The organism is Pseudomonas sp. CFBP13509 (assembly GCF_005233485.1).
Taxonomy (GTDB): Bacteria; Pseudomonadota; Gammaproteobacteria; order Pseudomonadales; family Pseudomonadaceae; genus Aquipseudomonas; species Aquipseudomonas marginalis.
The window spans coordinates 74,508-95,321 of record NZ_QGAA01000009.1 but is presented as its reverse complement, the minus strand read 5'-3'; the positions used below and the strand labels follow the sequence as shown (position 1 = coordinate 95,321).

At 63.8% G+C, this 20,814-nt stretch carries 20 protein-coding genes; 4 read left to right on the top strand and 16 right to left on the bottom strand.

Annotated elements, in window-relative coordinates:
* Positions 1-38: 38 nt before the first annotated feature.
* The gene (locus PspCFBP13509_RS16625; protein ID WP_065947840.1) at positions 39-941 is read left to right on the top strand and encodes a LysR family transcriptional regulator; all 903 of its coding nucleotides are present in this window, start codon (positions 39-41) and stop codon (positions 939-941) included.
* On the opposite strand, the gene trhA is transcribed toward PspCFBP13509_RS16625, so the two are convergent.
* Positions 936-1,553: a PAQR family membrane homeostasis protein TrhA gene (gene trhA / locus PspCFBP13509_RS16620; protein ID WP_027606065.1), complete on the bottom strand. Its 618-nt coding sequence runs from the start codon at positions 1,551-1,553 to the stop codon at positions 936-938. The genes PspCFBP13509_RS16625 and trhA overlap by 6 nt on opposite strands.
* A gap of 144 nt (positions 1,554-1,697) precedes the next feature.
* Between trhA and PspCFBP13509_RS16615 the strand changes: the two genes are divergently transcribed.
* The gene (locus PspCFBP13509_RS16615) at positions 1,698-2,618 is read left to right on the top strand and encodes a LysR family transcriptional regulator (protein ID WP_065923829.1); all 921 of its coding nucleotides are present in this window, start codon (positions 1,698-1,700) and stop codon (positions 2,616-2,618) included.
* A 19-nt stretch (positions 2,619-2,637) separates the two neighbouring features.
* On the opposite strand, the gene madM is transcribed toward PspCFBP13509_RS16615, so the two are convergent.
* From madM to PspCFBP13509_RS16565, 10 genes are all read right to left on the bottom strand, one after another.
* Positions 2,638-3,402, bottom strand: a complete 765-nt coding sequence (madM, locus tag PspCFBP13509_RS16610; protein ID WP_027606067.1) for a malonate transporter subunit MadM — start codon at positions 3,400-3,402, stop codon at positions 2,638-2,640.
* A 1-nt stretch (position 3,403) separates the two neighbouring features.
* Complete coding sequence (gene madL, locus PspCFBP13509_RS16605; protein ID WP_027606068.1) at positions 3,404-3,808, bottom strand: malonate transporter subunit MadL; 405 nt, start codon at positions 3,806-3,808, stop codon at positions 3,404-3,406.
* A 67-nt stretch (positions 3,809-3,875) separates the two neighbouring features.
* The gene (gene mdcH / locus PspCFBP13509_RS16600; RefSeq protein ID WP_065923831.1) at positions 3,876-4,775 is read right to left on the bottom strand and encodes a malonate decarboxylase subunit epsilon; all 900 of its coding nucleotides are present in this window, start codon (positions 4,773-4,775) and stop codon (positions 3,876-3,878) included.
* Positions 4,772-5,368, bottom strand: a complete 597-nt coding sequence (locus tag PspCFBP13509_RS16595; RefSeq protein ID WP_137212365.1) for a malonate decarboxylase holo-ACP synthase — start codon at positions 5,366-5,368, stop codon at positions 4,772-4,774. Before PspCFBP13509_RS16595 ends, mdcH begins: the two co-directional genes overlap by 4 nt.
* Positions 5,362-6,132 carry a biotin-independent malonate decarboxylase subunit gamma gene (mdcE, locus tag PspCFBP13509_RS16590; protein WP_065946509.1) on the bottom strand — a complete coding sequence of 257 codons (771 nt, stop codon included), beginning with the start codon at positions 6,130-6,132 and terminating at the stop codon, positions 5,362-5,364. The genes PspCFBP13509_RS16595 and mdcE overlap by 7 nt, the downstream gene beginning before the upstream one ends.
* Entirely contained in the window at positions 6,129-6,971 is an 843-nt protein-coding gene (locus PspCFBP13509_RS16585; RefSeq protein WP_065923834.1) for a biotin-independent malonate decarboxylase subunit beta, read from the bottom strand. Before PspCFBP13509_RS16585 ends, mdcE begins: the two co-directional genes overlap by 4 nt.
* Positions 6,964-7,263, bottom strand: a complete 300-nt coding sequence (locus PspCFBP13509_RS16580) for a malonate decarboxylase subunit delta (protein ID WP_065923835.1) — start codon at positions 7,261-7,263, stop codon at positions 6,964-6,966. Before PspCFBP13509_RS16580 ends, PspCFBP13509_RS16585 begins: the two co-directional genes overlap by 8 nt.
* Positions 7,263-8,096 (bottom strand): triphosphoribosyl-dephospho-CoA synthase, encoded by an 834-nt coding sequence (locus tag PspCFBP13509_RS16575; RefSeq protein ID WP_065923836.1) that lies wholly within the window; start codon positions 8,094-8,096, stop codon positions 7,263-7,265. Before PspCFBP13509_RS16575 ends, PspCFBP13509_RS16580 begins: the two co-directional genes overlap by 1 nt.
* Positions 8,097-9,767 carry a malonate decarboxylase subunit alpha gene (gene mdcA / locus PspCFBP13509_RS16570; RefSeq protein WP_065946510.1) on the bottom strand — a complete coding sequence of 557 codons (1,671 nt, stop codon included), beginning with the start codon at positions 9,765-9,767 and terminating at the stop codon, positions 8,097-8,099.
* Between the two features lie 171 nt (positions 9,768-9,938).
* A complete protein-coding gene (locus tag PspCFBP13509_RS16565) occupies positions 9,939-10,199 on the bottom strand; it encodes a DUF6124 family protein (RefSeq protein WP_065923838.1) in 261 nt (86 codons plus the stop codon).
* Between the two features lie 554 nt (positions 10,200-10,753).
* Between PspCFBP13509_RS16565 and PspCFBP13509_RS16560 the strand changes: the two genes are divergently transcribed.
* Positions 10,754-11,032 (top strand): type II toxin-antitoxin system RelE/ParE family toxin, encoded by a 279-nt coding sequence (locus PspCFBP13509_RS16560; RefSeq protein WP_137212364.1) that lies wholly within the window; start codon positions 10,754-10,756, stop codon positions 11,030-11,032.
* 14 nt (positions 11,033-11,046) lie between these two features.
* Complete coding sequence (locus PspCFBP13509_RS16555) at positions 11,047-11,334, top strand: HigA family addiction module antitoxin (protein ID WP_065923840.1); 288 nt, start codon at positions 11,047-11,049, stop codon at positions 11,332-11,334.
* 164 nt (positions 11,335-11,498) lie between these two features.
* On the opposite strand, the gene PspCFBP13509_RS16550 is transcribed toward PspCFBP13509_RS16555, so the two are convergent.
* The 5 genes from PspCFBP13509_RS16550 to pilH all read right to left on the bottom strand — a co-directional run bounded on the left by PspCFBP13509_RS16550 (position 11,499) and on the right by pilH (position 20,814).
* Positions 11,499-11,954, bottom strand: a complete 456-nt coding sequence (locus PspCFBP13509_RS16550; RefSeq protein ID WP_137212363.1) for a chemotaxis protein CheW — start codon at positions 11,952-11,954, stop codon at positions 11,499-11,501.
* Entirely contained in the window at positions 11,947-17,766 is a 5,820-nt protein-coding gene (locus PspCFBP13509_RS16545) for an Hpt domain-containing protein (RefSeq protein WP_137212362.1), read from the bottom strand. The genes PspCFBP13509_RS16550 and PspCFBP13509_RS16545 overlap by 8 nt, the downstream gene beginning before the upstream one ends.
* Before the next feature lie 97 nt (positions 17,767-17,863).
* The gene (locus PspCFBP13509_RS16540; protein WP_065923843.1) at positions 17,864-19,915 is read right to left on the bottom strand and encodes a methyl-accepting chemotaxis protein; all 2,052 of its coding nucleotides are present in this window, start codon (positions 19,913-19,915) and stop codon (positions 17,864-17,866) included.
* Positions 19,912-20,436, bottom strand: coding sequence for a chemotaxis protein CheW (locus PspCFBP13509_RS16535; protein WP_065923844.1), 525 nt, complete (start codon positions 20,434-20,436; stop codon positions 19,912-19,914). The genes PspCFBP13509_RS16540 and PspCFBP13509_RS16535 overlap by 4 nt, the downstream gene beginning before the upstream one ends.
* Before the next feature lie 12 nt (positions 20,437-20,448).
* Entirely contained in the window at positions 20,449-20,814 is a 366-nt protein-coding gene (gene pilH / locus PspCFBP13509_RS16530) for a twitching motility response regulator PilH (protein ID WP_014720320.1), read from the bottom strand.

Below are 20,814 nucleotides of genomic sequence, written 5' to 3'. Positions count from 1 at the left end.
AAGATGGGGCACCTATAAACAAAGGTTATGGACCTGCCATGCGCTTGCGTCATATCGAAATCTTCCAGGCCATCCGCCAGACCGGCTCCATCAGCGCCGCCGCGCAGTTGCTGCATGTCTCCCAACCGGCGGTGACCAAGGTGTTGCAACATGCCGAGTTACAATTGGGTTTCCCGCTGTTTTTGCGGGTACGCGGCAAATTGCAGCCCACGCCCGAAGCCCTGGCGCTGGAAAGCGAAGTCGAAAAAGTCACCGCGAGCCTGCAAGGCGTGCGGCGCCTGGCCAAGAGCCTGCGCCGCGCCCCGGGGCAAAGTGTGCGGATTGGTGCAATCCCGGCATTGGCGCTGTCGCTGCTGCCCCCGGCGATTCTGGAATGGAAGCGCGACTACCCGGACATCGCCTGCGAACTGTCCAGCGACCATAGCCGCGAGCTGGTGCAAAAACTGTTGATGCGCGAGATCGACCTGGCACTGACCCTCAGCTTCTCCGGCCATCCCGGGTTGACCACACAAGTGCTGGCCAACGGTGTGTTGGTGGCCCTGGCGTCGAAAAACTACTGGCCGGACGCTGAGCTGCATCAAGCCCTGCCCCTGGCAGACCTGGCGGGAGCACCGCTGATTGGCCTGTCCAGCGCCGACCCGCTGGCGGCGAAGCTCGACAACTACCTGGAGAGCGTCGACCCGCCGCCTCGGGTGACGATCTCGGTGCAAACCTATTCCCTGGCACGGGCGATGGTGGAGTCCGGCGCCGGCTTGACGGTCATCGACCCCTTTACCGCCCTCGGCGCATCGACGGCGACCACCTGCATCCGCACACTTACACCGCCGCTGCCGATCACCCTCTACGCCTTGACCCGTGCCAATGAACCACCGCCGCATATGCTGGCCAACCTGCTACAGATCCTCGGCAACCGGGCTCAGGAGCTGCTGGAGCGCCTATAACACGTAGTGCATGATCGCCACGAAATGCAGCAGGCTGCCGCCGATCACAAACAAATGCCAGATCCCATGGGAATGCCGCAGGCGATCCTCCAGGGCAAAGAAGATGATGCCGACGGTGTACAGCACCCCGCCCGCCGCCAGCCAGATAAACCCGGCGGTGCCCAGCGCGGCGATCAGCGGCTTGACCGCCACCAGCACGATCCAGCCCATCACCGCGTAGATCACGATGGACAGGATGCGCGCCTCGGAGCGCGGCTTGATCTCTTGCAGGATGCCGATCACCGCCAGCCCCCACACGATGCCGAACAGCGTCCAGCCCCACGGGCCTCTCAACGTCACCAGGCAAAACGGCGTGTAGCTGCCGGCGATCAGCAAGTAGATCGAAAAGTGATCGACCTTCTGCATGATCTCTTTTCGCCGCCCCTGCACGCTGTGGTACACGGTCGACGCGCTGTACAGCACCATCAGCGTAAAGCCATAAATCGCCACGCTGACGATCTTCCAGGGGCTGCCGTCCAGGCTCGCCACCACCAACATCCACACGGCGCCAATACACGCCGCGACTGCACCGAGCAAATGGCTCCAGGCGTTGAATCGTTCCCCGTGATACATCTGTCACTGACCTCCTGTAGCCGCTGGAACTGGCTGGCAAGCGTCCAGCCTTGCGCATAAGAGTGCAAGCGACTTGTGACGTTCCGAGGACGCCGCCGGGTTTTGCGGGCACAATCGGACGCATTCGAACAAGAGCCCACGGCCATGCTGATCGACGAAGAATTCACCCTCAAGAAACTGGAAATCTTCCTGGCATTCATGCGCACCGGCAACCTGGCCCGCGCCGCCGCCGAGCTGCAAACCAGCAATGTCAGCGTGCACCGCGCCATCCACTCGCTGGAAAATGCCTTGCGCTGCCCGCTGTTCAAACACGAGGGCCGCAACCTCACCCCGCTGGAAAGCGCCTACGTGCTGGAAGAACGCGCACAGAAACTCATCGCCGATGTGGTCGACAGCGTACGCCTGACCCGCGAAGCCGCCGGCTTCTCCGCCGAACGCTTCAAGCTAGGCTCGCTGTATTCGCTGACGGTCAAGACCGTGCCGCAATTGATCATGGGCCTGAAGATCAGGCGCAGCGAACTCAATATCGACCTGATCCTCGGCTCCAATTTCGACCTGCTGTACAAGCTCAAGAATATGGAAGTCGACGCAATCCTCATCTCCCTCGACGAACACGCCAACGACCCCGACTGCGAACAGATCGAGCTGTTCTGCGACGACATCTTCCTCGCCACCCCGGCCGACTCACCCTTCGACCGCGCCCAGGAAATCGACCTGGCCGACGTGCGCGACGCCACCTTCATCACCCTCACCCAAGGCTTCGCCACCCACCAGGATGGCAACCGGGTATTCAAGCAGGCGGGGTTCGAGCCGAAGGTGGCGATGCAGGTCAATGACATCTTCACACTGCTGAGCATGGTCAGTTCGGGGGTGGGTTATGCGTTGCTGCCAGGAAGGATCGCGGCGGTGTACGAGAACCGCGTGAAGCTGATACCGCTGCAACCCAGGTATCGGTTGCAGCAGCATATCGGGGTGGTGTTCCTGAAGGCCAAGGAGCGTGATCCGAATTTACTCGCGTTGTTGGCGGAGTGTCGGATGTATGCCAATCGGCAGGGAACAGCCTGACACTCCGCAACCCTCAAGGTCAGCCCACCAACCCACGCACAATGAAGTACAGCAACGAAGGCCCCAGCAAACACCCAAGCCCGGTATGGAACGTCGCCGTCAACGCGCCATACGGCACCAAGCGCCGATCCGTCGCCGCCAGCCCTGCCGTCACGCCGCTCACGGTGCCGGCCAAGCCACCGAACACCATCGCTGAACGCGGATTGTCCAAGCCCATCCAACGCGCCGCCACCGGGGTGCCGACCATCACCAGGATCGCCTTGATCAACCCGGTCGCAATCGACAGTGCCATCACATCCGAAGTCGCGCCAATCGCCGCACCGGTCACCGGGCCGACGATGTAGGTCACCGCACCCGCGCCGATGGTGGTCATGCTGATCGCGTCGCGATAGCCAAACACCCAGGCCATGCTGGCGCCGACGATAAACGGCAGGATCGTGCCCAGCAGCAGCGCAATCACACCGATCATCCCGGCCTTGCGCGCCTCGGTGGCCTGCACCTCGAACGCCGTGGCAACGATGGCGAAGTCGCGCAGCATCGCGCCGCCCATCAGGCCAATACCGGAGAACAGTGCCAGGTCGGCCAAGCCTTTTTGCCCGCCGGTAAGGGTGCCGCCGACCCAGGCCAGGACCAGGCCGATGACGATGGCAATCGCCGAGCCGTGGATGCGCCCGAACGTCAGGCGCTTGGACAGCACCACGGAAATCCACATCACCACGCCAACAAACGCAAACGCGGTGATCAGGCCGTTATGTTCCAGGCCTTTTTCGATGAGATCCCACATATCAGCGACCTCCCGCAGGCACGATCAGCGGCTCTTCGGCGGGCAGAGGCTCGCCCTTGTGAGTACGGCTGATCAACGCAATGGTGCAACCACAGACCACCACCGAACCAATCGCCGCCAGCACCGCGACCGGGCCGCCGTGCAGGGCGGTTACGACGTTCTGCTGCGCGGCCATCGCCACCACCACGGGGATATACATGGCGCCCCAAAAGCCCACGCCCATCTCGCACTCCTTGGTCATGCCGCCGCGTTTTTGCATCCACAGGCGAGCGCAGATCAGCAGGATCATGGCGATACCCACCCCGCCCACGTTGGATTTGACGCCCAGCAACACGCCGAGCATGTCGCCCATGATCACACCTGCAAGCGTGCAGATCGCCAGCAATGCCACACCGTAAATAATCATTGTTGTTGTCCTCGAAGTGCTCGATCGAAATTGTTGTTTTTGTGCTTCGACAGCCTTGGGTGGTGCTTTATCGGTGGCGGCGCTCCTCCTCTTCCAGCAGGGCCTGCAAGGTATCCAGGCGTGCGCCTTCGCAGGCGATCACGGTGCCTTGTTCGAACACGCGGCGTGACAGGCCGGTGAGCACGGCGCCCGGGGGCAGTTCGATTTGCAGGCGCACACCGCGCTCGTAGGCGCTTTGTACGGTGCCGCGCCAGTCAACGACGCGGCACATGTTGAAGGCCAGGTCGTCGCGCAGGTGTTCGGGGTTGTGGATCGGCCGCGCGCGGGTGCTGCTCAGGTAGGTGATGCGCGGCGCCTTGAGCGGGACAAATGCCTGGGCCAGGACCTCGGCCGGCTGCTCCAGCAGCGCGCAATGGGACGGCACACTGACGGCCAGGCGTTTGGCGATGCCGTTGCCCTTGATGCGCGCGGCAACACGCTTCATGGCCTCGTCGCTGCCGGCGATCACGCTTTGGTTATCGGCGTTGATATTGGCCAGGTACACCGGGGTTTCAGGGCTGTGGATGTCGGCGAGGAGTGTTTCGACGGTGGATAACTCCACGCCGATGATCGCGGTCATGCCGTAGCCGTGTGGATAAGCGTTTTGCATCAGTTGGCCGCGCAGGCTCACAAGCTTTACCGCATCGGCAAAATCCAGGGCCCCGGCGATGACCGCAGCCGGGTAGGCGCCGATGGACAGGCCCGCCACGTAATCCGGGGTGCGCTCCAACAGGCGGGCGTGGGCGACGCCGGCGATCAACAGGCACAGTTGCACGGCGCGGGTACTGGCCAGGGCTTGCGCGGAATCGAGCACGCGCACGTCTTCGCCCAGGGCATCGCTGGCTTCTGCCAGCACAGGTTCGGGCAACGACTTCAGCATGCCTGGTCGCTGAGCGCCCTGCCCTGGAAACACCAGCAGGCTGCTCATGCCACGGCCTGCCAAGGGTCGAGCACAAGATGCGCGCCGCTGGCGGTTTTCAGCAGCACACCGCGTGAGCCGCTGGCCCATTCGCGCAAGGCGACGGCGCCAAACGGGGTTTGCAGTTGCAGGTCCACAGGGCACACCGTCGTGTCCAGGCTCGCCAGCAGGTCCTCGGCATCGGCGCGTTCAAGGCGCTTGGGCGTGCGCAGGATCAAATCCAGATCACTCTGGGCATGCAGCGCTTCGATGCCGGTGGCCAATTCAAAGCCTGCGCTACCACTGACGCCCCATGCCTCGTGCACCAGCACCGAACGCAATTGAGCAAGCGCTTGCAGCGCGGGTAAATCCCGTGACGAAACCACGTCGCGCAGGGCTTCCGGTGCAACACGCCGCTGCACCGCCGCCAGCGGCATCTCGGCGGCGAACCGCTGCTCACGCAAACGCCCGCGCACGCCGACCGCCACATGCCCCGGCGCGGCAATGGCGCGGCGCACCACCACCGGATGGCCGGCGCCGAGCGCTTCGAGCACCCAGGCCGGTGCATCGGCGGGCGCATGCGCCGGGGTCATGCCCCAGAGCAAGTCGTGGGCGTTCACCATTGTTCCCGCAGCAGTTGGCGAACCTGGCTGGAGGCTGCCCGATTAGTCGCGCCGAGGCGTCCGCGTAGATCGGCGCTGCCGATGTCCTTGATCGCATTCACCAGGCAATCACTGACCCGCGCTACATCGTCCGCCGTGGGCTGTTCAATCTGGCTGACCGACAAGGTCTCCCACAGCAAGCCGAGGCTGGCATAGCTGTCGATGTCATAGGCCATGGGCGGCACACTGGCGGCCAGGGCTTCCAGCTCTTCGACGCTGCGCAGGGTCACCCGCGCGGCCGAGGCCTTGCCCATGGCGTGCACCATTACGCCGGGGTCGCGCAGGGCAATCAGGCGGTTGGCCTGGTAGCCATGGGCCAGGAACGCACCGGACATGGCCTTGCCCACCAGCAGCGCAATCACCGGGTGGCCGGCGAGGCGCGCGCGGGCATAGCTGTCGGCGGCAGCGGCCAGGGCCTGATGGATGCCGAGGGCTTCTTCACGACGGCCGTAGGCCTGGCTGGGCACATCGACGATGGCGATGATGGGCCGCTTGTCGCCGCGGGCGATGGCCTCATCGACGGCCTTGGCCAGGCCCCAGCCTTCGAGCAGGCCGACTTCGCCATTGCGCGCCCGAGGGAAGCGGTTTTGCGCGTCGGTCACCACGGCGACAAAGCGCACCTGTTGCTCACCCAATACACCGTCGGCCACCCTCAGCGACGCCGGCAAATCGTCTACAACTGGAGCGCCGGCGCTCAATGCGTTGAACCACTGCAAGCCTCTCATGAGCGTTCTCCCTGATACAGCTCGCGCACCGTCGCCGGGTCGATTTGCGCTACGGCGTCCAACTCGGCCAAGCGTGTGAGGTAATAATCAGCCTGGCGACTGCGTTGTTGGGCGGGCACGCCTTGCTGCAACAACGCGCTGACCGTCTGCTGGATCTGCGCCGCATCGTCGGCCACGTAACGGTCGGCCAGGCCGCTGTTGAAACGCTGTTCGCCGCCCGTGAGGCTCCAGATAAAAGGACGGTCGCGGGAGTCGTACTCTTCCAACCCGGCTTCCTGTTCGATCACCTGCGGACCATTCAGGCCCAGGCGCGCTTCGCGGGTGACGACGAGGTAGCTGCACAGCCCGGCGGCGATAGACATGCCACCGAAACAGCCAACGCTGCCCGCCACTACGCCGATCACCGGCTGGTACTGGCGCAGGTCGACAATCGCCGCGTGTATATCGGCAATCGCGGCCAGGCCGAGGTTGGCTTCCTGCAAGCGCACGCCGCCGGTTTCCAACAGCAGCACGGCGCGGGTCGGGATGCCCTTGCGGTTGTCTTCGGCGGCCAGTTCCAGGGCGCCGGCGATTTTCGCGCCGCCCACTTCACCGAGGCTGCCGCCCTGGAAGTTACCTTCAATGGCCGCAATCACTACGGGCAAGTCGCCGATGCTGCCCTTGGCGATCACCACGCCGTCATCGGCCTGGGGCACCACCCCTTGGCGGCTGAGCCAGGGCGACATGACCCTCTGGAACGGGTCGATCAGTTCGCGAAAGGTGCCGGCATCCAACAAGGCCTTGGCCCGCTGCCGCGCACCCAGTTCCACGAAGCTGTGTTTAGCCAGCAAGTCAGTCATGGCCGATCTCCTCGAATCCCTGTTCCAGGCGCAAACGCACCACGCCGGGGGTGGCGCCGAAATCGTGGATATCAATGTTCAGGGCCGGTGGCGTCTGCTCTTGGAAAATGCGTTCGAACAGGTGCTGCCAGCGTTGTTCGGCGCCATTCACCGAGGTCTGTACCTGGATGGTCAACGTGCCGGCCGTGCCCGGCTCCAGCAGCACTTCCAGGTCGCCCGAGCCGACGCAACCCACCAGCGCACGGCCTGTTGGCGGCTGCCCGGCGGGGAATTCAAAGGATAAGGTTTCCATCACAACGCTCCGTCGAGGCGGTCGATAAACAGGCAGGCGGCCAACAGGTCGGCGGCGCCACCGGGGGAGGCATTCAGGGCCAGCAGTTGATGGTCCAGCTCATGCAGTTGGCGGCGCCCGGCGAGGCTTGCGCTGCCGCCGGCGTCGAGCACGGCCTGGGCACCGCGCTGCATGGCATGCAGGCCTTCCAGGCCGGCGCGATAGAGCACGCAGGTGTCGGCCAGGTCGGTCATGATCGCGAGCAAGGCGTCAAGACGCGCGTTCTGTTCACCGACGTTCTGGCGGCGGCTCTGGCGCAGTTGCGGCAGACCGCGTTGGGTCACGGCGGGGAAGCCCAATTGCGCTTCTTCACGGGCACCGCGTGCGCCGTAGCGTTGCGCGACCTGGGCGCCGTGGCTCATCGATTGGGGCGCGTAACGGTCGTTGAGCAGGGCCAGTCTGGCGGCGTTCAGCGTTATGGCTCGCGGTTCCAGGGCAGCCGCTGCGGTCAGCAGGCCAAGGGCCCAGATCGCACCGCGATGGGTGTTCACGCCGTGGGTGGTGACGAGCATCGCCTGTTCGCCTTCGCGCCCGATACGGCCGAGGGCTTCGCGCAGGGGCAAGCCGACTTCACCGAGTTCAAGCGCCGCCTCGGCCATTGCCTTGAACATCGGCCACAGCGACAGCGCTGACGCGTGCATCAGCCCCAGGTGCAAATCACTGTGGGCGCCGTTGCCGCGACGGTCCACCAGGGCGGGCTTGGGCGACAGGTCGGCTTCATCGATCAGCGCATCGACGGCCATATCCGCCAGGCGATCCGCGAGGCTGAGTTCGTGCAGTTTAAGGGCGCGCATTTACCAGCTCCTGAATTTGGCGGGCGGGTTGTACAGGCCACCGGACCACTCCACCAGGTCGGCCACGCTCTTGGCGGCCAACAGCTCGCGGGTGGCGTCGGTGCGGCGGATGCCCAAATCTTCGGGCAAGGCGATCAGGCCTTCGCGGCGCATGCGTGCGGTGTCCTTGGGGTTGTGGCGCATGCCGATGGCGGTGACCCCGGCGACGGCGGCGATCATCGCCTGGCGCTCTTCCAGGGACCGCGCCTTGTACAGGTAGGCGATGCCTTCTTCGGTGAGCAGGTGGGTGACGTCGTCACCGTAGATCATGATCGGCGCCAGGGGCATGCCGCTTTTGCGCGCCACTTCGACCGCATCCAGGGTGTTGACGAAGGTGGGCTTGCCGCCTTCCTGGAAGGTCTCGACCATCTGCACCACGAGCTTTTTGCCGCGCTCCAGCAGCGCTTCCGGCGCGTCGCCGTGACGCATGTCCAGCCACGCCGGCGTGCCGTGACGACGGCCACGCGGGTCGTGGCCCATGTTCGGCGCCCCGCCAAAGCCGGCGAGGCGGCCACGGGTCACGGTGCTGGAATGGCCGTCGCCGTCGACTTGCAGGGTAGCGCCGATAAACAGGTCCACCGCGTATTGGCCGGCCAGCTGGCAGAACATTCGGTTGGAGCGCATCGAACCGTCGCGGCCGGTGAAGAACACATCCGGGCGCGCGGCGATGTAGTTCTCCATGCCCAGTTCGGTGCCGAAGCAATGCACGCTTTCCACCCAGCCGCTTTCGATGGCGGGGATCAGCGTGGGGTGCGGGTTGAGGGTCCAGTTGCGGCAGATCTTGCCCTTCAGGCCCAGGGATTCACCGTAGGTGGGCAGGATCAATTCGATGGCGGCGGTGTTGAAGCCGATGCCGTGGTTGAGGGACTGCACATTGTGTTTTTCGTAGATGCCGCGGATCGCCATCATCGCCATCAACACATGCACCGGCTTGATATGGCGCGGGTCGCGGGTGAACAGCGGCTCGATGTAGAACGGCTTGTCGGCCACCACCACAAAATCCACCCAGCTGGCGGGGATGTCGACGCGGGGCAAGTCGCTGACGTCATCCACCAACTGGTTGACCTGCACGATCACGATGCCATCGCTGAACGCGGCGGGTTCGATCAGCGCCGGGGTGTCTTCGGTGCTGGCGCCGGTGTAGATATTGCCGGCACGGTCGGCCATGAAACCGGCGGACAGTACGACGTTGGGGATCAGGTCCACCACCAGCCGTGCATAGAGCTCGATGTAGGTGTGGATCGCGCCGATTTCCAGCAGGCCGTCTTCGAGCAGTTGGCTGATGCGCAGGGATTGGGTGCCGGCGAAGGAAAAGTCCAGCTTGCGCGCAATGCCCTTTTCAAACAGGTCCAGGTGCTCGGACCGCCCGACGCTGGGCATGATCATGTGCAAATCGTGGAGTTTGGCCGGGTCAGTCTGGGCCAGGGAGCGCGAGAGGAAGTCGGCCTGCTTCTGGTTGTTGCCTTCCAGCACCACGCGGTCGCCGGGGAGGATCAGCGCCTCAAGCGCCTCGACAATCCTGTCACTGGGCAACACGGCCCCGTCTGCGATTTTTTTGACCAGCCCCAGCCGCCGCTGCTTCTCGTCGCGCCGCCGCGTCCAGCGCGAGTCGGGGTTTATTGTTGTTGTCATGGTCGCTCCACGGGTTTGCTGTCGTGGGCTGTACCTTAGGAGTGATTCAGGGGGCCATCAATCAAGCTGGGCGGTGGATCGTTACGGTTGGAGTAATGGAGCATCAGCAAACGCTGACCCGAGCCAAAAGATGATCTAAATGTGGGAGGGGCGGTCCCAAAAAGGGAATGATCAGTCCCTGGCTGGGACCTCTTCCGCAGAAGGGCTGACCTGCTCCAGAGCTCTATCCACCAACAACTGCCCCAACTCGGCCATTTGCTGGATCCCAAGCATGATGGCGCGCTGGGAAGTGTCCAGGTCGAAGGCCAGGTTGCAGGTGAGTGCGTTGAGGGAGGACAGGGTTTCGCTGGCGTTGACCAGCAGGGTTTCGGTGTTTTGGTGGGGGTTTACGGTGAAGAGGCTTGCGGGCGGATTGGGGGTAGGTTTAACCATGATTTACAACTCCGATATGTGATGGAGACTGCCCTTTTCCGCTTGCACGCGAATTAAGGTGGCAGCTGTGCGCAGGTGTGCAAGACCGGGCATATCGGACCCCGGCAGACCCCGAAGGATCTCCCACGCACAGCCGCCATAACAAATACAGCAGGCATAAAAAACGCCCGTTGAATGGCTATGGGCGTTGGTGCGCCGACATGTAACCGGACTTGCACGTCCGTGTCACCGTTTTTTGCGATGACGGGACGAAGACTAGGCGCGCTGACTGCACGCGACAAGTTCATGCATAACCCAAAATCTTGCAGGAAAAATCCGAAGCCCCAGCCGCCAGCCAGCGCAAGGCCAAAGCCCTGCAATAGGGTGACGCGGAGCGTGGGAACGATCATCGACACTCAGAAGAGAATTATCTGACAGACTTTTCAGGTTGTTGCTCGGAACCGTTGTCCCTAGGCTTTTCGCTCCGAATAGCTACGGGCAGGCATCATGAACCCGATCGTTAATCCCGATGCAAGGCCATTGCAGAGCGTGATGTATCACATCACAATCGCGCCATGATCGTCAGCTGTAAACATAAAGGACTCAGGGCGTTCTATGAGACCGGTTCAACCAGAGGCATCAACGCAAATCATGCAAAGCGCTTGCGCCGCATGCTGCTCATTCTGGACAAGGCCGAGCACCCAGATGCACTGGATCTGCCCGGCTGGCGCTTCCACCGTTTGAAGGGCGACCTGATCGACTACTGGTCAGTCAGCATAAGTGGTAACTGGCGCATCATTTTTCGGATGTTCGACGATCAGGTCGAACTGGTTGATTATCTTGATTACCACTGAGTAGAGGTATCGATATGGGTATGCACAACCCACCTCACCCAGGTGAAATTCTGCTTGAGGACGTGGTCCCAGCCTTGGGCATCACCATCACCGAAATGGCTAAACGTCTTGGCTTTGCCCGCGAAACTTTTTCAAGGATCTTGCATGGCCACGCTCCCGTCAGCCCGGACCTTGCCGTCCGGTTGGAGCGAGCCGGCGTAAGTACTGCACAACTATGGCTATCGATGCAAAGTGCCTACGACTTGTGGCAGGCCGAGCATCGGGAGCAGCCGTTGATTGAGCGGTTTGCGCGGATTGATTGAGGGCTTGAGCAAGTCTCCCTGCGTAGCAGCTGTCGAGCCCTGGCGAGGCTGCGTCAGCGGTGTGTCAGACGGGCCGCAAGCGCAGCCTCGCCGGGGCTCGACAGCTGCTACGCAATATCACATTCAGATGCCCCTCCCACAGGGGATCCTCACATGACTTAGATTCACGCCAACCCGGACTCCACCAGCAACGCCTCGAGCCCCATCAAATCCGGCACCTTAGCCACCTGTTCCCCCACCTGCACCGCCGCCAGTTCCAGCGGGCACAGCGGCACGTCCACGTAGCTCAATTCGCTATCGAGCTTGTACGACCGTGGAATACCCTGGATCACCAGCGCAATAAACTTCAACGTCGGTCGGCCGCCCAGTGCATTCAACACCACGATCCGCGAGCGTTCGCCGGTCACGCCGGCCTCGCCGCACGCCGCTTCAAAGCTGATTAACGGGATTTGCCGATCCCGCCAGGTCACTTGCCGCAAATACCACGGCGGCGCATCGCTGGCCGGTTCGCCGCGTTGGAAGTCGATCAACTCGGCGATGGCGACGTTGGGCAGTATCAGGTGGCGGTCGGCCAGGGGCAGGAGCAGGCCGGTGAGTTGGCTGGTACGGTGGTCAAGCACGGGATTTGCTCCAGTAGGCGATGCTTTCGAGCAGCACCGATTCCTGGTACGGCTTGCCCAGGTAGTCGTTGACGCCGATGGCCATGGCGCGGTCGCGGTGTTTCTGGCCGGTGCGGGAGGTGATCATGATGATCGGCAGGCGCATCAGCCGGGGGTCGTTGCGCACCTGGATGGCCACTTCGAAGCCGTCCATGCGCGGCATTTCGATGTCGAGCAGCATCAGGTCGGGGGTATGTTCCTCGAGCACGGCAAGGGCGTCGATGCCATCCTTGGCGGTGAGTACGTTCATGCCGTTGCGCTCCAACAGGCGGCTGGTGACTTTGCGCACGGTGACCGAGTCGTCCACCACCAGCACCAGCAGCGGGCGCTTTTTCAGCGGGTCGTTGAGGATCAACGGAGCATCCACCGCCTGGGCCGGCAAGGCCGGTTGCCGGGCGCGGATGTGCGCGAGCAGGTCGATGATCAACACCACGCGCCCATCCCCCAGGATGGTCGCGCCGGATAACCCCTGCACCCCGGAAAACTGCGGGCCCAGGCCCTTGACCACAATCTCCCGGGTGCCGGCCATGGCGTCCACATGCACCGCCACACGGCGCTCGTTGCACTGCACCAGCAACACCGGCACGGGTTGATACTGGCCCAGTAATTTCGGGCGACCGACGGTGTGCAGCAGGTCACCCAGGTAAAACAGCTCGTAGCGTTGGCCGGCATATTCATAACACGGCGGATCCTGCTGGTAGTGCCCCGCCAGCTCATGGGGCAGCACCCGCACCAGCCCTTCGATGGTGTTGAGCGGGATCGCGTATTGATCGTCCGCGCAGTGCACCATCAACGCCCGATTGACCGACACGGTAAACGGCAGGCGGATGCGAAAGTGCACGCCCTCCCCCGGTGTCGAGTCAATGAACATCGAGCCGCCGAGCTGGCGCACTTCTTCGTGCACCACGTCCATGCCCACGCCGCGCCCGGAAATCTGCGTGATCTTTTCCGCCGTGGAGAACCCCGGCTGCAGGATGAACTGCAACACATCACGGTCGCTCATCTCTTGATGAGGGGCGAGCAAACCGCGCTTGATCGCCTTGCGCCGCACCGCTTCCAAGGGCACGCCGGCACCGTCGTCGCGCATGTCGAAAACGATATCGCCGCCTTCGTGGGCCAGGTCCAGGGTGATGCGGCCCTTCTCCGGCTTGCCGGCCAACAGCCGCGCATCGCGGGATTCCAGGCCATGGTCGACGGCGTTGCGCAGCATGTGTTCCAGCGGTGCCGCCATGCGCTCCAGCACATTGCGGTCCATCTCGCCCTCGGCATTGCCGACGATGAATTCCACGTCCTTGCCCAACTCGCCCGCCACCTGGCGCACGATGCGTTTGAGGCGCGGCAGCATGCGTTCGAAGGGCACCATGCGCGTGCGCATCAGGCCTTCCTGCAACTCGGTGTTGATGCGCGCCTGTTGCTGCAACAGGTCATGGGCGTCCTCGTTGCGGCGGTCGAGGGTGTCCTTGAGGTCGAGCAGGTCGGAGGCCGATTCCGACAGCGCCCGGGACAGTTGCTGCAACTGCGAATGACGGTCCATTTCCAGCGGGTCGAATTCTTCATAGCCCAGGCGCTCGGCCTCGGCCTGTTGACGACTGAGGATGCGCCCCTGGGTTTCGGTGTCGAGGCGGCGCAGTTGGTCGCGCATGCGTTCGATAGTGGTTTCCACCTCATGCAGGGCAATGCGCGCGTCGTTGACTTGCTGCTCGATACGACCACGGAAGATCGAGGTCTCGCCGGCCAGGTTGACCAGGTCGTCCAGCAGGTCAGCGGAAATCTTCACCATGTCGGCGCCGGGATCAACCACCGCTTCGACCTTGCCTGCGGGCAGCGCCACGGGCGTCACGGGCTCATCGCTGGGGTGCACCAGGCTCTTGATACGTTCGATGAGCTTGTCCACCGACCCCACCGGCAGCCCATCCGCCACGGCGTCGATCATCTGCGCCAGGCGGTCGTGGCAGCCCTGCAGCAACGCGAACAGTTCGGCGGACGGCGCGAGCAAACCGGCGGACAGCCCTTCGTAGAGAAATTCCAGCTCATGGGCCAGGTCACCGATCGGCCCGATCTCGACCATGCGCGCGCCGCCCTTGAGGGTGTGCAGGTCGCGCAGCAGGGTTTCGACTTCCTGGCGATTGTTCGGCTCGGCCTGCCAGCGCAGCAAGGCGCTGCCGGAGCTGTCGAGAATGTCGGCGGCTTCTTCGAGGAAGATGTCCAGCAACTCGGGGTCGGTGCCCGGCGTTTCCGCAGGTGGAGCGGCCTGTGCAGCCGGCATGCCGCCCTGGCGTAGCGCGCGCAACCTGGCGACCAGTTCGGCGCTGTCGCTCAAGGGTTGATGGTGCTGCAGTTCCTCCAGTTGCAAGGCCAGTCGCTCATGGCTGGCCATCAGCACCTGCGACAGCTCGCTGGAGTAGCTGTAGCGCCGATCCACCAGGCCTTCGTACACGCACTCCAATTCATGGGCAAGGTCGGCCACCGGTCCGATGTCGGCCATGCGCGCGCCGCCCTTGAGGGTGTGCAGGTCGCGCTGCAGGGACGACAACGGCGCGGCACTGTCCGGCTCCAGCAGCCAGCGCTTGAGCGACTGCCCCGCACTGTCGAGGATATCCACGGCTTCTTCGAGGAAGATCTCCACGAGTTCATCGTCGATCCACGTTTCATCCTGCAGTTGCGCGGTGGCGGCGCCCAGTTCGGAGATGCTCAGGGTACGGCTGCCGTCGCTTTTGATCAGGCCGGTGGCAGAAGGGTCCAGCGCATCGTCCAGCAGTTCGCGCAGGGCGTGTACACGTGCCGGAGCCGGGATGATTTCCTGGCCGGCGGCCAATTGATCGAGCATGCTGATCAGCGCCTCATGGGCCTGTTCGGCCTCATGGAAAAACCGCTCGCTGACCGCCAGGCTGCTTTCTTCCACGGCGCCGTAGAGGTCGAGCAAGGCTTCGCAGAGTTCATCGATGGCGTGCAGGTCAGCAACATGCGCGCCCTCCCCCAACGTGGTCAATTCATCCAGCAGCGCGGTGAGTTCCTGGCGTTCGCCGGGGTGTTGCTGCCAGCGGCGCAGCAGGCTTTCGGCGTCGAGCAGAATGTCCATGCCCTGGGCCAGGAAGTTGGCAATCAGTTGCGGGTCGCGCTTGATCCGCAACCCCGTGTTGGGGGCGTCGAGCAGCGCGGCCAGTTGATGGTCGAGCAGGGCCTGGGTACGGCGGATCAAGTCATCCGCGCCCTTGATCGGCACCAGGGGATCGCGGTCCAGTTGACGCAACCCGCGCTGGAACAGGCCTTCGGCTTCCAGCAGCAACTCGACTTCGTCCAGGTCCAGCGGCAGGCGATGGGCCTTGTATTCGCGGGTCAGGTGATCCAGTGGGCGCACCAGCTCGGCGATGGGCAACACGCCAGCCATGTAGGCGCTGCCCTTGAGGGTGTGCAGGGCCCGTTGCAGTTCATCGCTGACTTGCAGCGGCACATGCTCGGCGGCCTGTTGCAGGAAGTGGTTGAGGCTGTCCAGATGGCTCTGGGCTTCGTTGCGGAAGATCTCCAGCAACATCGGATCGTGGGGTTCGGCGCCTGACCCTGCGCCGTTGGCCCAGGCGTGGGCGCGGGCGGCCAGGGCGTCGACCTCATCGCGCTGGTGTTGCTCGCCCGTCGCGAAGTCGGCGATCAATGCCGGCAGCAGGGCCACGGCGTCATCCAGCACCTGTTGGATCTCGGGGCCGAGGGCCACACTGCGCTCGAGCACACGGTTCAGCAGGTTTTCCACGGCCCAGGCCAGCTCCGCCAGCACCAGGGCGCGTACCATGCGGCCGCTGCCTTTCAGGGTGTGGAAAGCGCGGCGCATTTCGCCCTGGGCGGTTTTGTCCGCGCTGTTGGGCAGGTGACGGTGCAGCACCTCAAGGACTTCCTCGGTTTCTTCGAGGAAGACATCGCGCAGTTCATCGTCGATGGGCGCTTCATCGGCCGGCGGCGGCAGCAGGCTACCGGGGCGTTGCAAGGCCGGCGGATTGAGGCCCGAAGTGGGGTTGGCCAGTGCGTCGAACTGCGACTGGCTGGGCGCAACCTCGCTCGACAGCGCGCCATCGGGTGCTGCCAGCGCCTGGCGCCAGGGTTTTTCGGCAGGCAGGTAGCCCAGCGCAGCCAGGCTTTGGGTGGCCATTTCCAACACCCGTTCACCGGCGGCGTCCGGGTCTTGGAGCATGCGTTCGAGGTAATACTCCAGGCTGCTGATCACGTCAGCGAAATGCCCCAGTTGTACCTCCGACGGCGGGTTGTCGTTGACCATCAACTGTTCGTCGACATAATCGGTGCAACCGCGCATCAGGCTGGCCGCGCGGGGCAAGGGGATCATCGCCAGCGCGCCGCGCACCTGGCTCAGCAGTTCCGGCAGGGATTCCAGGCGCTGGCGGTCCCAATCGGCTTCGATACAGTCGATCACCAGCTCCTTGGCTTGCTGCAGGCACTGGCAGGATTCGCGGATGACCAACTGGTGGATCTGGGTCAGGTCGGTGGTGGGCAGGCGGCTCTCTTCATGGCCTTCCGGCTCGACGGTGCCGACCATTCCCGCCAGCGTGGCTTCCACATAGAGCAGCGCGCCGGCGACGTCCATCAACACCGCATCGTTGGGCTCGCGATGCCCCTGGGCCAGGCTCAATACCACGGCCAGCTGGTCGATGATGACTTTGCGCGGCTGGCCAAACCCCAGCACCGCGAGGGTATCGGCAATCTGTCGCAGGGGCGCCAGCAGCGCGTCGAGGTCGCTCGTGTGCTGGCGGTCGCTGCGCACGAACAGGTCGAGGCGCTCTTTGACCCGGACCAACTCTTCACACAACGCACCGAGCACCGAGCCCATGGCGTTGCGATCCGGCCCGGCAAGGCGCGCGCGTTCGGCGTCCACCACCGTGCTGTCGGGCAAGGCCTCATCCAGGCTGTAGCGCTCTTTCAGACTCTGCATGCGCGGGGTCGGTCGGGTGACTTTGGCGACGTAAAACAACAGGCTCTTGAGCAGTTCATCCGGTGCGGGTTGGTTGATCCCGCCGATGCCCTGTGCCAGCAGGCGCTTGAGCTGCTTGTCGCTGGCCTTGAGCAGGCTGCGCAGCGCCGGGCTGTTGGCGACTACGCCGGTGAGCATGCCCTCGACCAGCGCCGACGCCACTTGCCACAGCGGCAACAGCGGCGCGCCCTGGCACAGCGCCTCAAGGCGCGCGAACACCCGCGCCATATCTTCCAGGTTGCTCGGCCCGTGGTCTTCACGCAGCAGCCCGGCGAGGGCTTGCTGCAACAGTTGATGCCACTGGCGCAGTTGCGCCTGGAGGTCGGCCGGCGCGCGTTGAGCCAGGGCGTCATCGGGAAGCGGCGCAATCGACAGCAGTTGCGGGCTGAACAAGCTGGTTTCCGACAGCAGGCTTTCGCCGTGGGCACTGCGCAGGTCGTTGAGCAGCGGCAGCACCACCAGCGGTAAATCACGGCGAGCGCTGTGCACCCGGTCAAGGTACAACGGCAGTTGGCCCAGGGCCTGTTGCAGCAGGCGGATACTTTCCTCGCGCTGGCCGACATGCCCGGCCTGGAGCGCCAGGGCCAGTTCTTCGATCTCTTCGGCCAGCAGCGCCGCGCCGTAGAACTCGACCATTTGCAGCGCACCATGCACCTGGTGGATAGCGTCCAGGCACTGGCTGATCACGCCATCGTCGTGGGTCTCGACAAATGCATCCAGCGCCGAACGGGCCTGTTTCAGGGTTTCGGCAATGTCGCCCTTGACCCATTCGAGGGCCACGTAGTCGTGCCGATCAACCATAACTGCTCCGCTTAGAATTCGTGGGTTGCCTGGATCTCAAAGCCAATGGAGATCGAGTGTGGGAGGTGGCAAGCCCCTCCCACATTTGGATCGCATTTCAATCATCAGCCTGTTTGGCCGCTGGCAGGGTGAAACCCGACACCGACCTGCGCAACTGGCTGGCCATCTTCGCCAAGTTGCCGATGCTTTCGGCGGTAGCGGTGGAGCCCGATGACGTCTGCGTGGTGATCTGCTGGATCACGTTCATGGTCAGGGAGATCTGTCCCGCCGATGAGGTCTGTTGCTGCGCCGCGTTGGAGATGCTCTGGATCAGCGCGGCCAGGGTTTTCGATACGCCTTCGATCTCTTCCAGCGCCACCCCGGCGTCCTGGGCCAGCCGTGCACCGCGCACCACTTCGGTGGTGGTCTGTTCCATGGAGATGACGGCTTCGTTGGTGTCGGCCTGGATCGCGCGCACCAGGGTTTCAATCTGCCGGGTGGCCGCCGACGAACGTTCGGCCAGCCGCTGCACTTCATCGGCTACCACCGCAAAGCCGCGTCCGGCATCCCCGGCCATGCTCGCCTGGATCGCGGCGTTGAGGGCGAGGATGTTGGTCTGGTCGGCAATGTCGTCGATCAGGCTGACGATGTCGCCAATCTCCTGGGACGACTCGCCCAGGCGCTTGATGCGCTTGGCGGTGTCCTGGATCTGTTCGCGGATGTTGTCCATGCCGTGGATGGTGTTGTGCACCACCTCGTTGCCTTTGTTGGCGATTTCCACCGAACGTTCAGCCACCGCCGATGATTCGGCCGCGTTGGCCGACACCTGGTCGATGGACTGGGCCATCTGGTTGATCGCGGTGGAGGCTTCGGCGATCTGCTGGGCCTGATGCTCGGAGGCCTGGGCCAGGTGCATGGCGGTGGCCTGGGTCTCTTGCACGGCACCCGCCACTTGCCCGGCGGTGAGGTTGATGGTGGCCACCAGGTCGCGCAGCTGGTCCACGGAATAGTTGATGGAGTCGGCGATGGTGCCGGTGAAGTCTTCAGTCACCGAGGCGGTCACAGTGAGGTCGCCGTCGGCCAGGTCTTCAATTTCATCGAGCAGGCGCATGATCGCGTTCTGGTTGCGCTCGTTCTTCTCGGCGGTCTCGTGCAGTTGGCGGTTGGTTTCGCGCACCATCACCAGGCCGATCAGGATGATCGAGGCCAGCGCCAACAGGCCCAGCACATAGCCGCCGATGGTGTCGAAGCTGCGTCCGCTGGCGAGGTTTTCAAAACCGGTGGCCAGGTGCGAGGCTTCATCGAGCAGGGTTTGCGACAGGTTGAAAATATTGCTCGCCGAGGCGCGGACCTGGAACAACTGCGGCGAGGTTTCGAGGATTTCATCCACGGAGCCGGAGACAAACTCGAACAACTCGGCGATTTCCGCCAGCCGCGCGCGGGCATCGCGGTCTTCTACCTGAGTGATGCGCAGCCCGGGGTTGCCGTTGAGCATGCCATTGAGCACCTGCCCGAAGCGATTGGCGTCGCGGCCAAAGGTGTCGGCGGCCTGGACGGCGGTTTCGTCACCGGCCAGCACCGTGTTGACCGCGCCCAGGATACGCTCGGCCAGCAGCGACTGGCGCTGGGCCAAGGCCACCTGGCTGGCCGGCGCGCCGCGTTGCAGCAGGATGTCGACGACCTTTTCCGACTCCATCTGCAATTGCGGTACGGTTTCGGCGAGGGTCGCGGCCACTTGGTGCAGGGACAGCACGGTCTGTTCGCTGGCGAGGATCGCGTCGGTGTTTTTCAACAGCGCTTCCCAGTCCGTCTGCACCGCGCGCATTTCGGCGCGGACCGCACTGGGCGCAGCGGGCAGGCCGGTTTCCGGGTCGCCTTTTTTCAGGTAACCCCAGCGCTGGGCAAAATCGTTGCGCGCGTCGCCCAACAGCTTGAATGCGGCGGCCTTGCCGGCGGCGGCCTCGGTAGCGTTCTTGGCGATGCGTTGGGACAGCACGCGCAGTTCACCGGCGTGGCCGATGTACTGCTTGTCGTAGGTGGACTGGGTGTTGAGGTAAGCAAAGTTGGCGAACAGCAGCATGATGAATACGATCAGCGCGATAAACAGCACGATGATCTGTGAACGGCTGCGCGAGCCGGCCTGGGGTTTGGGCGTAGTAGCGGTGGTCATGCGGCGACATCCATGAAGCCAGGGGCCTGGGCCAGGGCGAAGGGGCTGAAGACCTGCCACAGCGGCTCGCCGTCGAATTGGCCCTGGATAAATGGCGCGCCGGGGCTGGGGCTCGCCAGCAAGGCGTCTTGTGCAAAATGCTGCATCCCCACCACCTCGTCTACCAACAGCCCGACAAACAGATCGTTGTATTCCACCACCAGCACCCGCCGTTGCTTGCGCGCCTTGGACAGCTCAAGGCCAAGGAAGCCGCCGAGGTCCATCACCGGCAGCAAACGCCCGCGCAGGTTAGCAACACCCCTGACCCAGGCCTTGACCCCGGGCATTAAAGTGCAACGCGGCTCATGCAGGACTTCGGCGACTTCGCCCATGGGCGCGACATACCAATGCTGCCCCAGGCGAAAGCCAATCCCGCTCCAGCGTTGCAGGCGAGTTTCCTGGGATGGCAGGTCGGCGGCCAGCAGGCGGCAGCGGCGGTCGATGTCCAGCAACAACTCGAAGGCGGTTTGCGACTCGGTCATGATGGCGTGCCGTCAGCCGGCCAGCACCTTGTTCAGGGTGGCGATCAGGGTTTCCTCGTCCACAGGCTTGGTCAGGTAATCCTTGGCACCCTGGCGTGCGCCCCAGATCTTGTCGGTCTCCTGATCCTTGGTGGTAATGATGATGATCGGGATGCCGTTGGTTTCCGGCTCCTTGGACAGCTGGCGGGTGGCCTGGAAGCCATTGAGGCCCGGCATCACGATGTCCATCAGCACGGCGTCAGGCTTTTCCTGGCGGGCCAGGGCCACGCCGTCGGCGCCGTTTTCGGCCTTGAGGACCTGGTGGCCGTGCTTTTCCAGCATGCCGGTCAGTTTGTACATTTCGGTCGGCGAATCGTCGACGATCAGAACACGTGCCAT

Bases quoted from the DNA above. Each gene is read 5' to 3' on its own strand.
- PspCFBP13509_RS16625 (WP_065947840.1), top strand. From the start codon at position 39: ATGCGCTTGCGTCATATCGAAATCTTCCAGGCCATCCGCCAGACCGGC.
- trhA (WP_027606065.1), bottom strand. From the start codon at position 1,553: ATGTATCACGGGGAACGATTCAACGCCTGGAGCCATTTGCTCGGTGCA.
- PspCFBP13509_RS16615 (WP_065923829.1), top strand. From the start codon at position 1,698: ATGCTGATCGACGAAGAATTCACCCTCAAGAAACTGGAAATCTTCCTG.
- madM (WP_027606067.1), bottom strand. From the start codon at position 3,402: ATGTGGGATCTCATCGAAAAAGGCCTGGAACATAACGGCCTGATCACC.
- madL (WP_027606068.1), bottom strand. From the start codon at position 3,808: ATGATTATTTACGGTGTGGCATTGCTGGCGATCTGCACGCTTGCAGGT.
- mdcH (WP_065923831.1), bottom strand. From the start codon at position 4,775: ATGAGCAGCCTGCTGGTGTTTCCAGGGCAGGGCGCTCAGCGACCAGGC.
- PspCFBP13509_RS16595 (WP_137212365.1), bottom strand. From the start codon at position 5,368: ATGGTGAACGCCCACGACTTGCTCTGGGGCATGACCCCGGCGCATGCG.
- mdcE (WP_065946509.1), bottom strand. From the start codon at position 6,132: ATGAGAGGCTTGCAGTGGTTCAACGCATTGAGCGCCGGCGCTCCAGTT.
- PspCFBP13509_RS16585 (WP_065923834.1), bottom strand. From the start codon at position 6,971: ATGACTGACTTGCTGGCTAAACACAGCTTCGTGGAACTGGGTGCGCGG.
- PspCFBP13509_RS16580 (WP_065923835.1), bottom strand. From the start codon at position 7,263: ATGGAAACCTTATCCTTTGAATTCCCCGCCGGGCAGCCGCCAACAGGC.
- PspCFBP13509_RS16575 (WP_065923836.1), bottom strand. From the start codon at position 8,096: ATGCGCGCCCTTAAACTGCACGAACTCAGCCTCGCGGATCGCCTGGCG.
- mdcA (WP_065946510.1), bottom strand. From the start codon at position 9,767: ATGACAACAACAATAAACCCCGACTCGCGCTGGACGCGGCGGCGCGAC.
- PspCFBP13509_RS16565 (WP_065923838.1), bottom strand. From the start codon at position 10,199: ATGGTTAAACCTACCCCCAATCCGCCCGCAAGCCTCTTCACCGTAAAC.
- PspCFBP13509_RS16560 (WP_137212364.1), top strand. From the start codon at position 10,754: ATGATCGTCAGCTGTAAACATAAAGGACTCAGGGCGTTCTATGAGACC.
- PspCFBP13509_RS16555 (WP_065923840.1), top strand. From the start codon at position 11,047: ATGGGTATGCACAACCCACCTCACCCAGGTGAAATTCTGCTTGAGGAC.
- PspCFBP13509_RS16545 (WP_137212362.1), bottom strand. From the start codon at position 17,766: ATGGTTGATCGGCACGACTACGTGGCCCTCGAATGGGTCAAGGGCGAC.
- PspCFBP13509_RS16540 (WP_065923843.1), bottom strand. From the start codon at position 19,915: ATGACCACCGCTACTACGCCCAAACCCCAGGCCGGCTCGCGCAGCCGT.
- PspCFBP13509_RS16535 (WP_065923844.1), bottom strand. From the start codon at position 20,436: ATGACCGAGTCGCAAACCGCCTTCGAGTTGTTGCTGGACATCGACCGC.
- pilH (WP_014720320.1), bottom strand. From the start codon at position 20,814: ATGGCACGTGTTCTGATCGTCGACGATTCGCCGACCGAAATGTACAAA.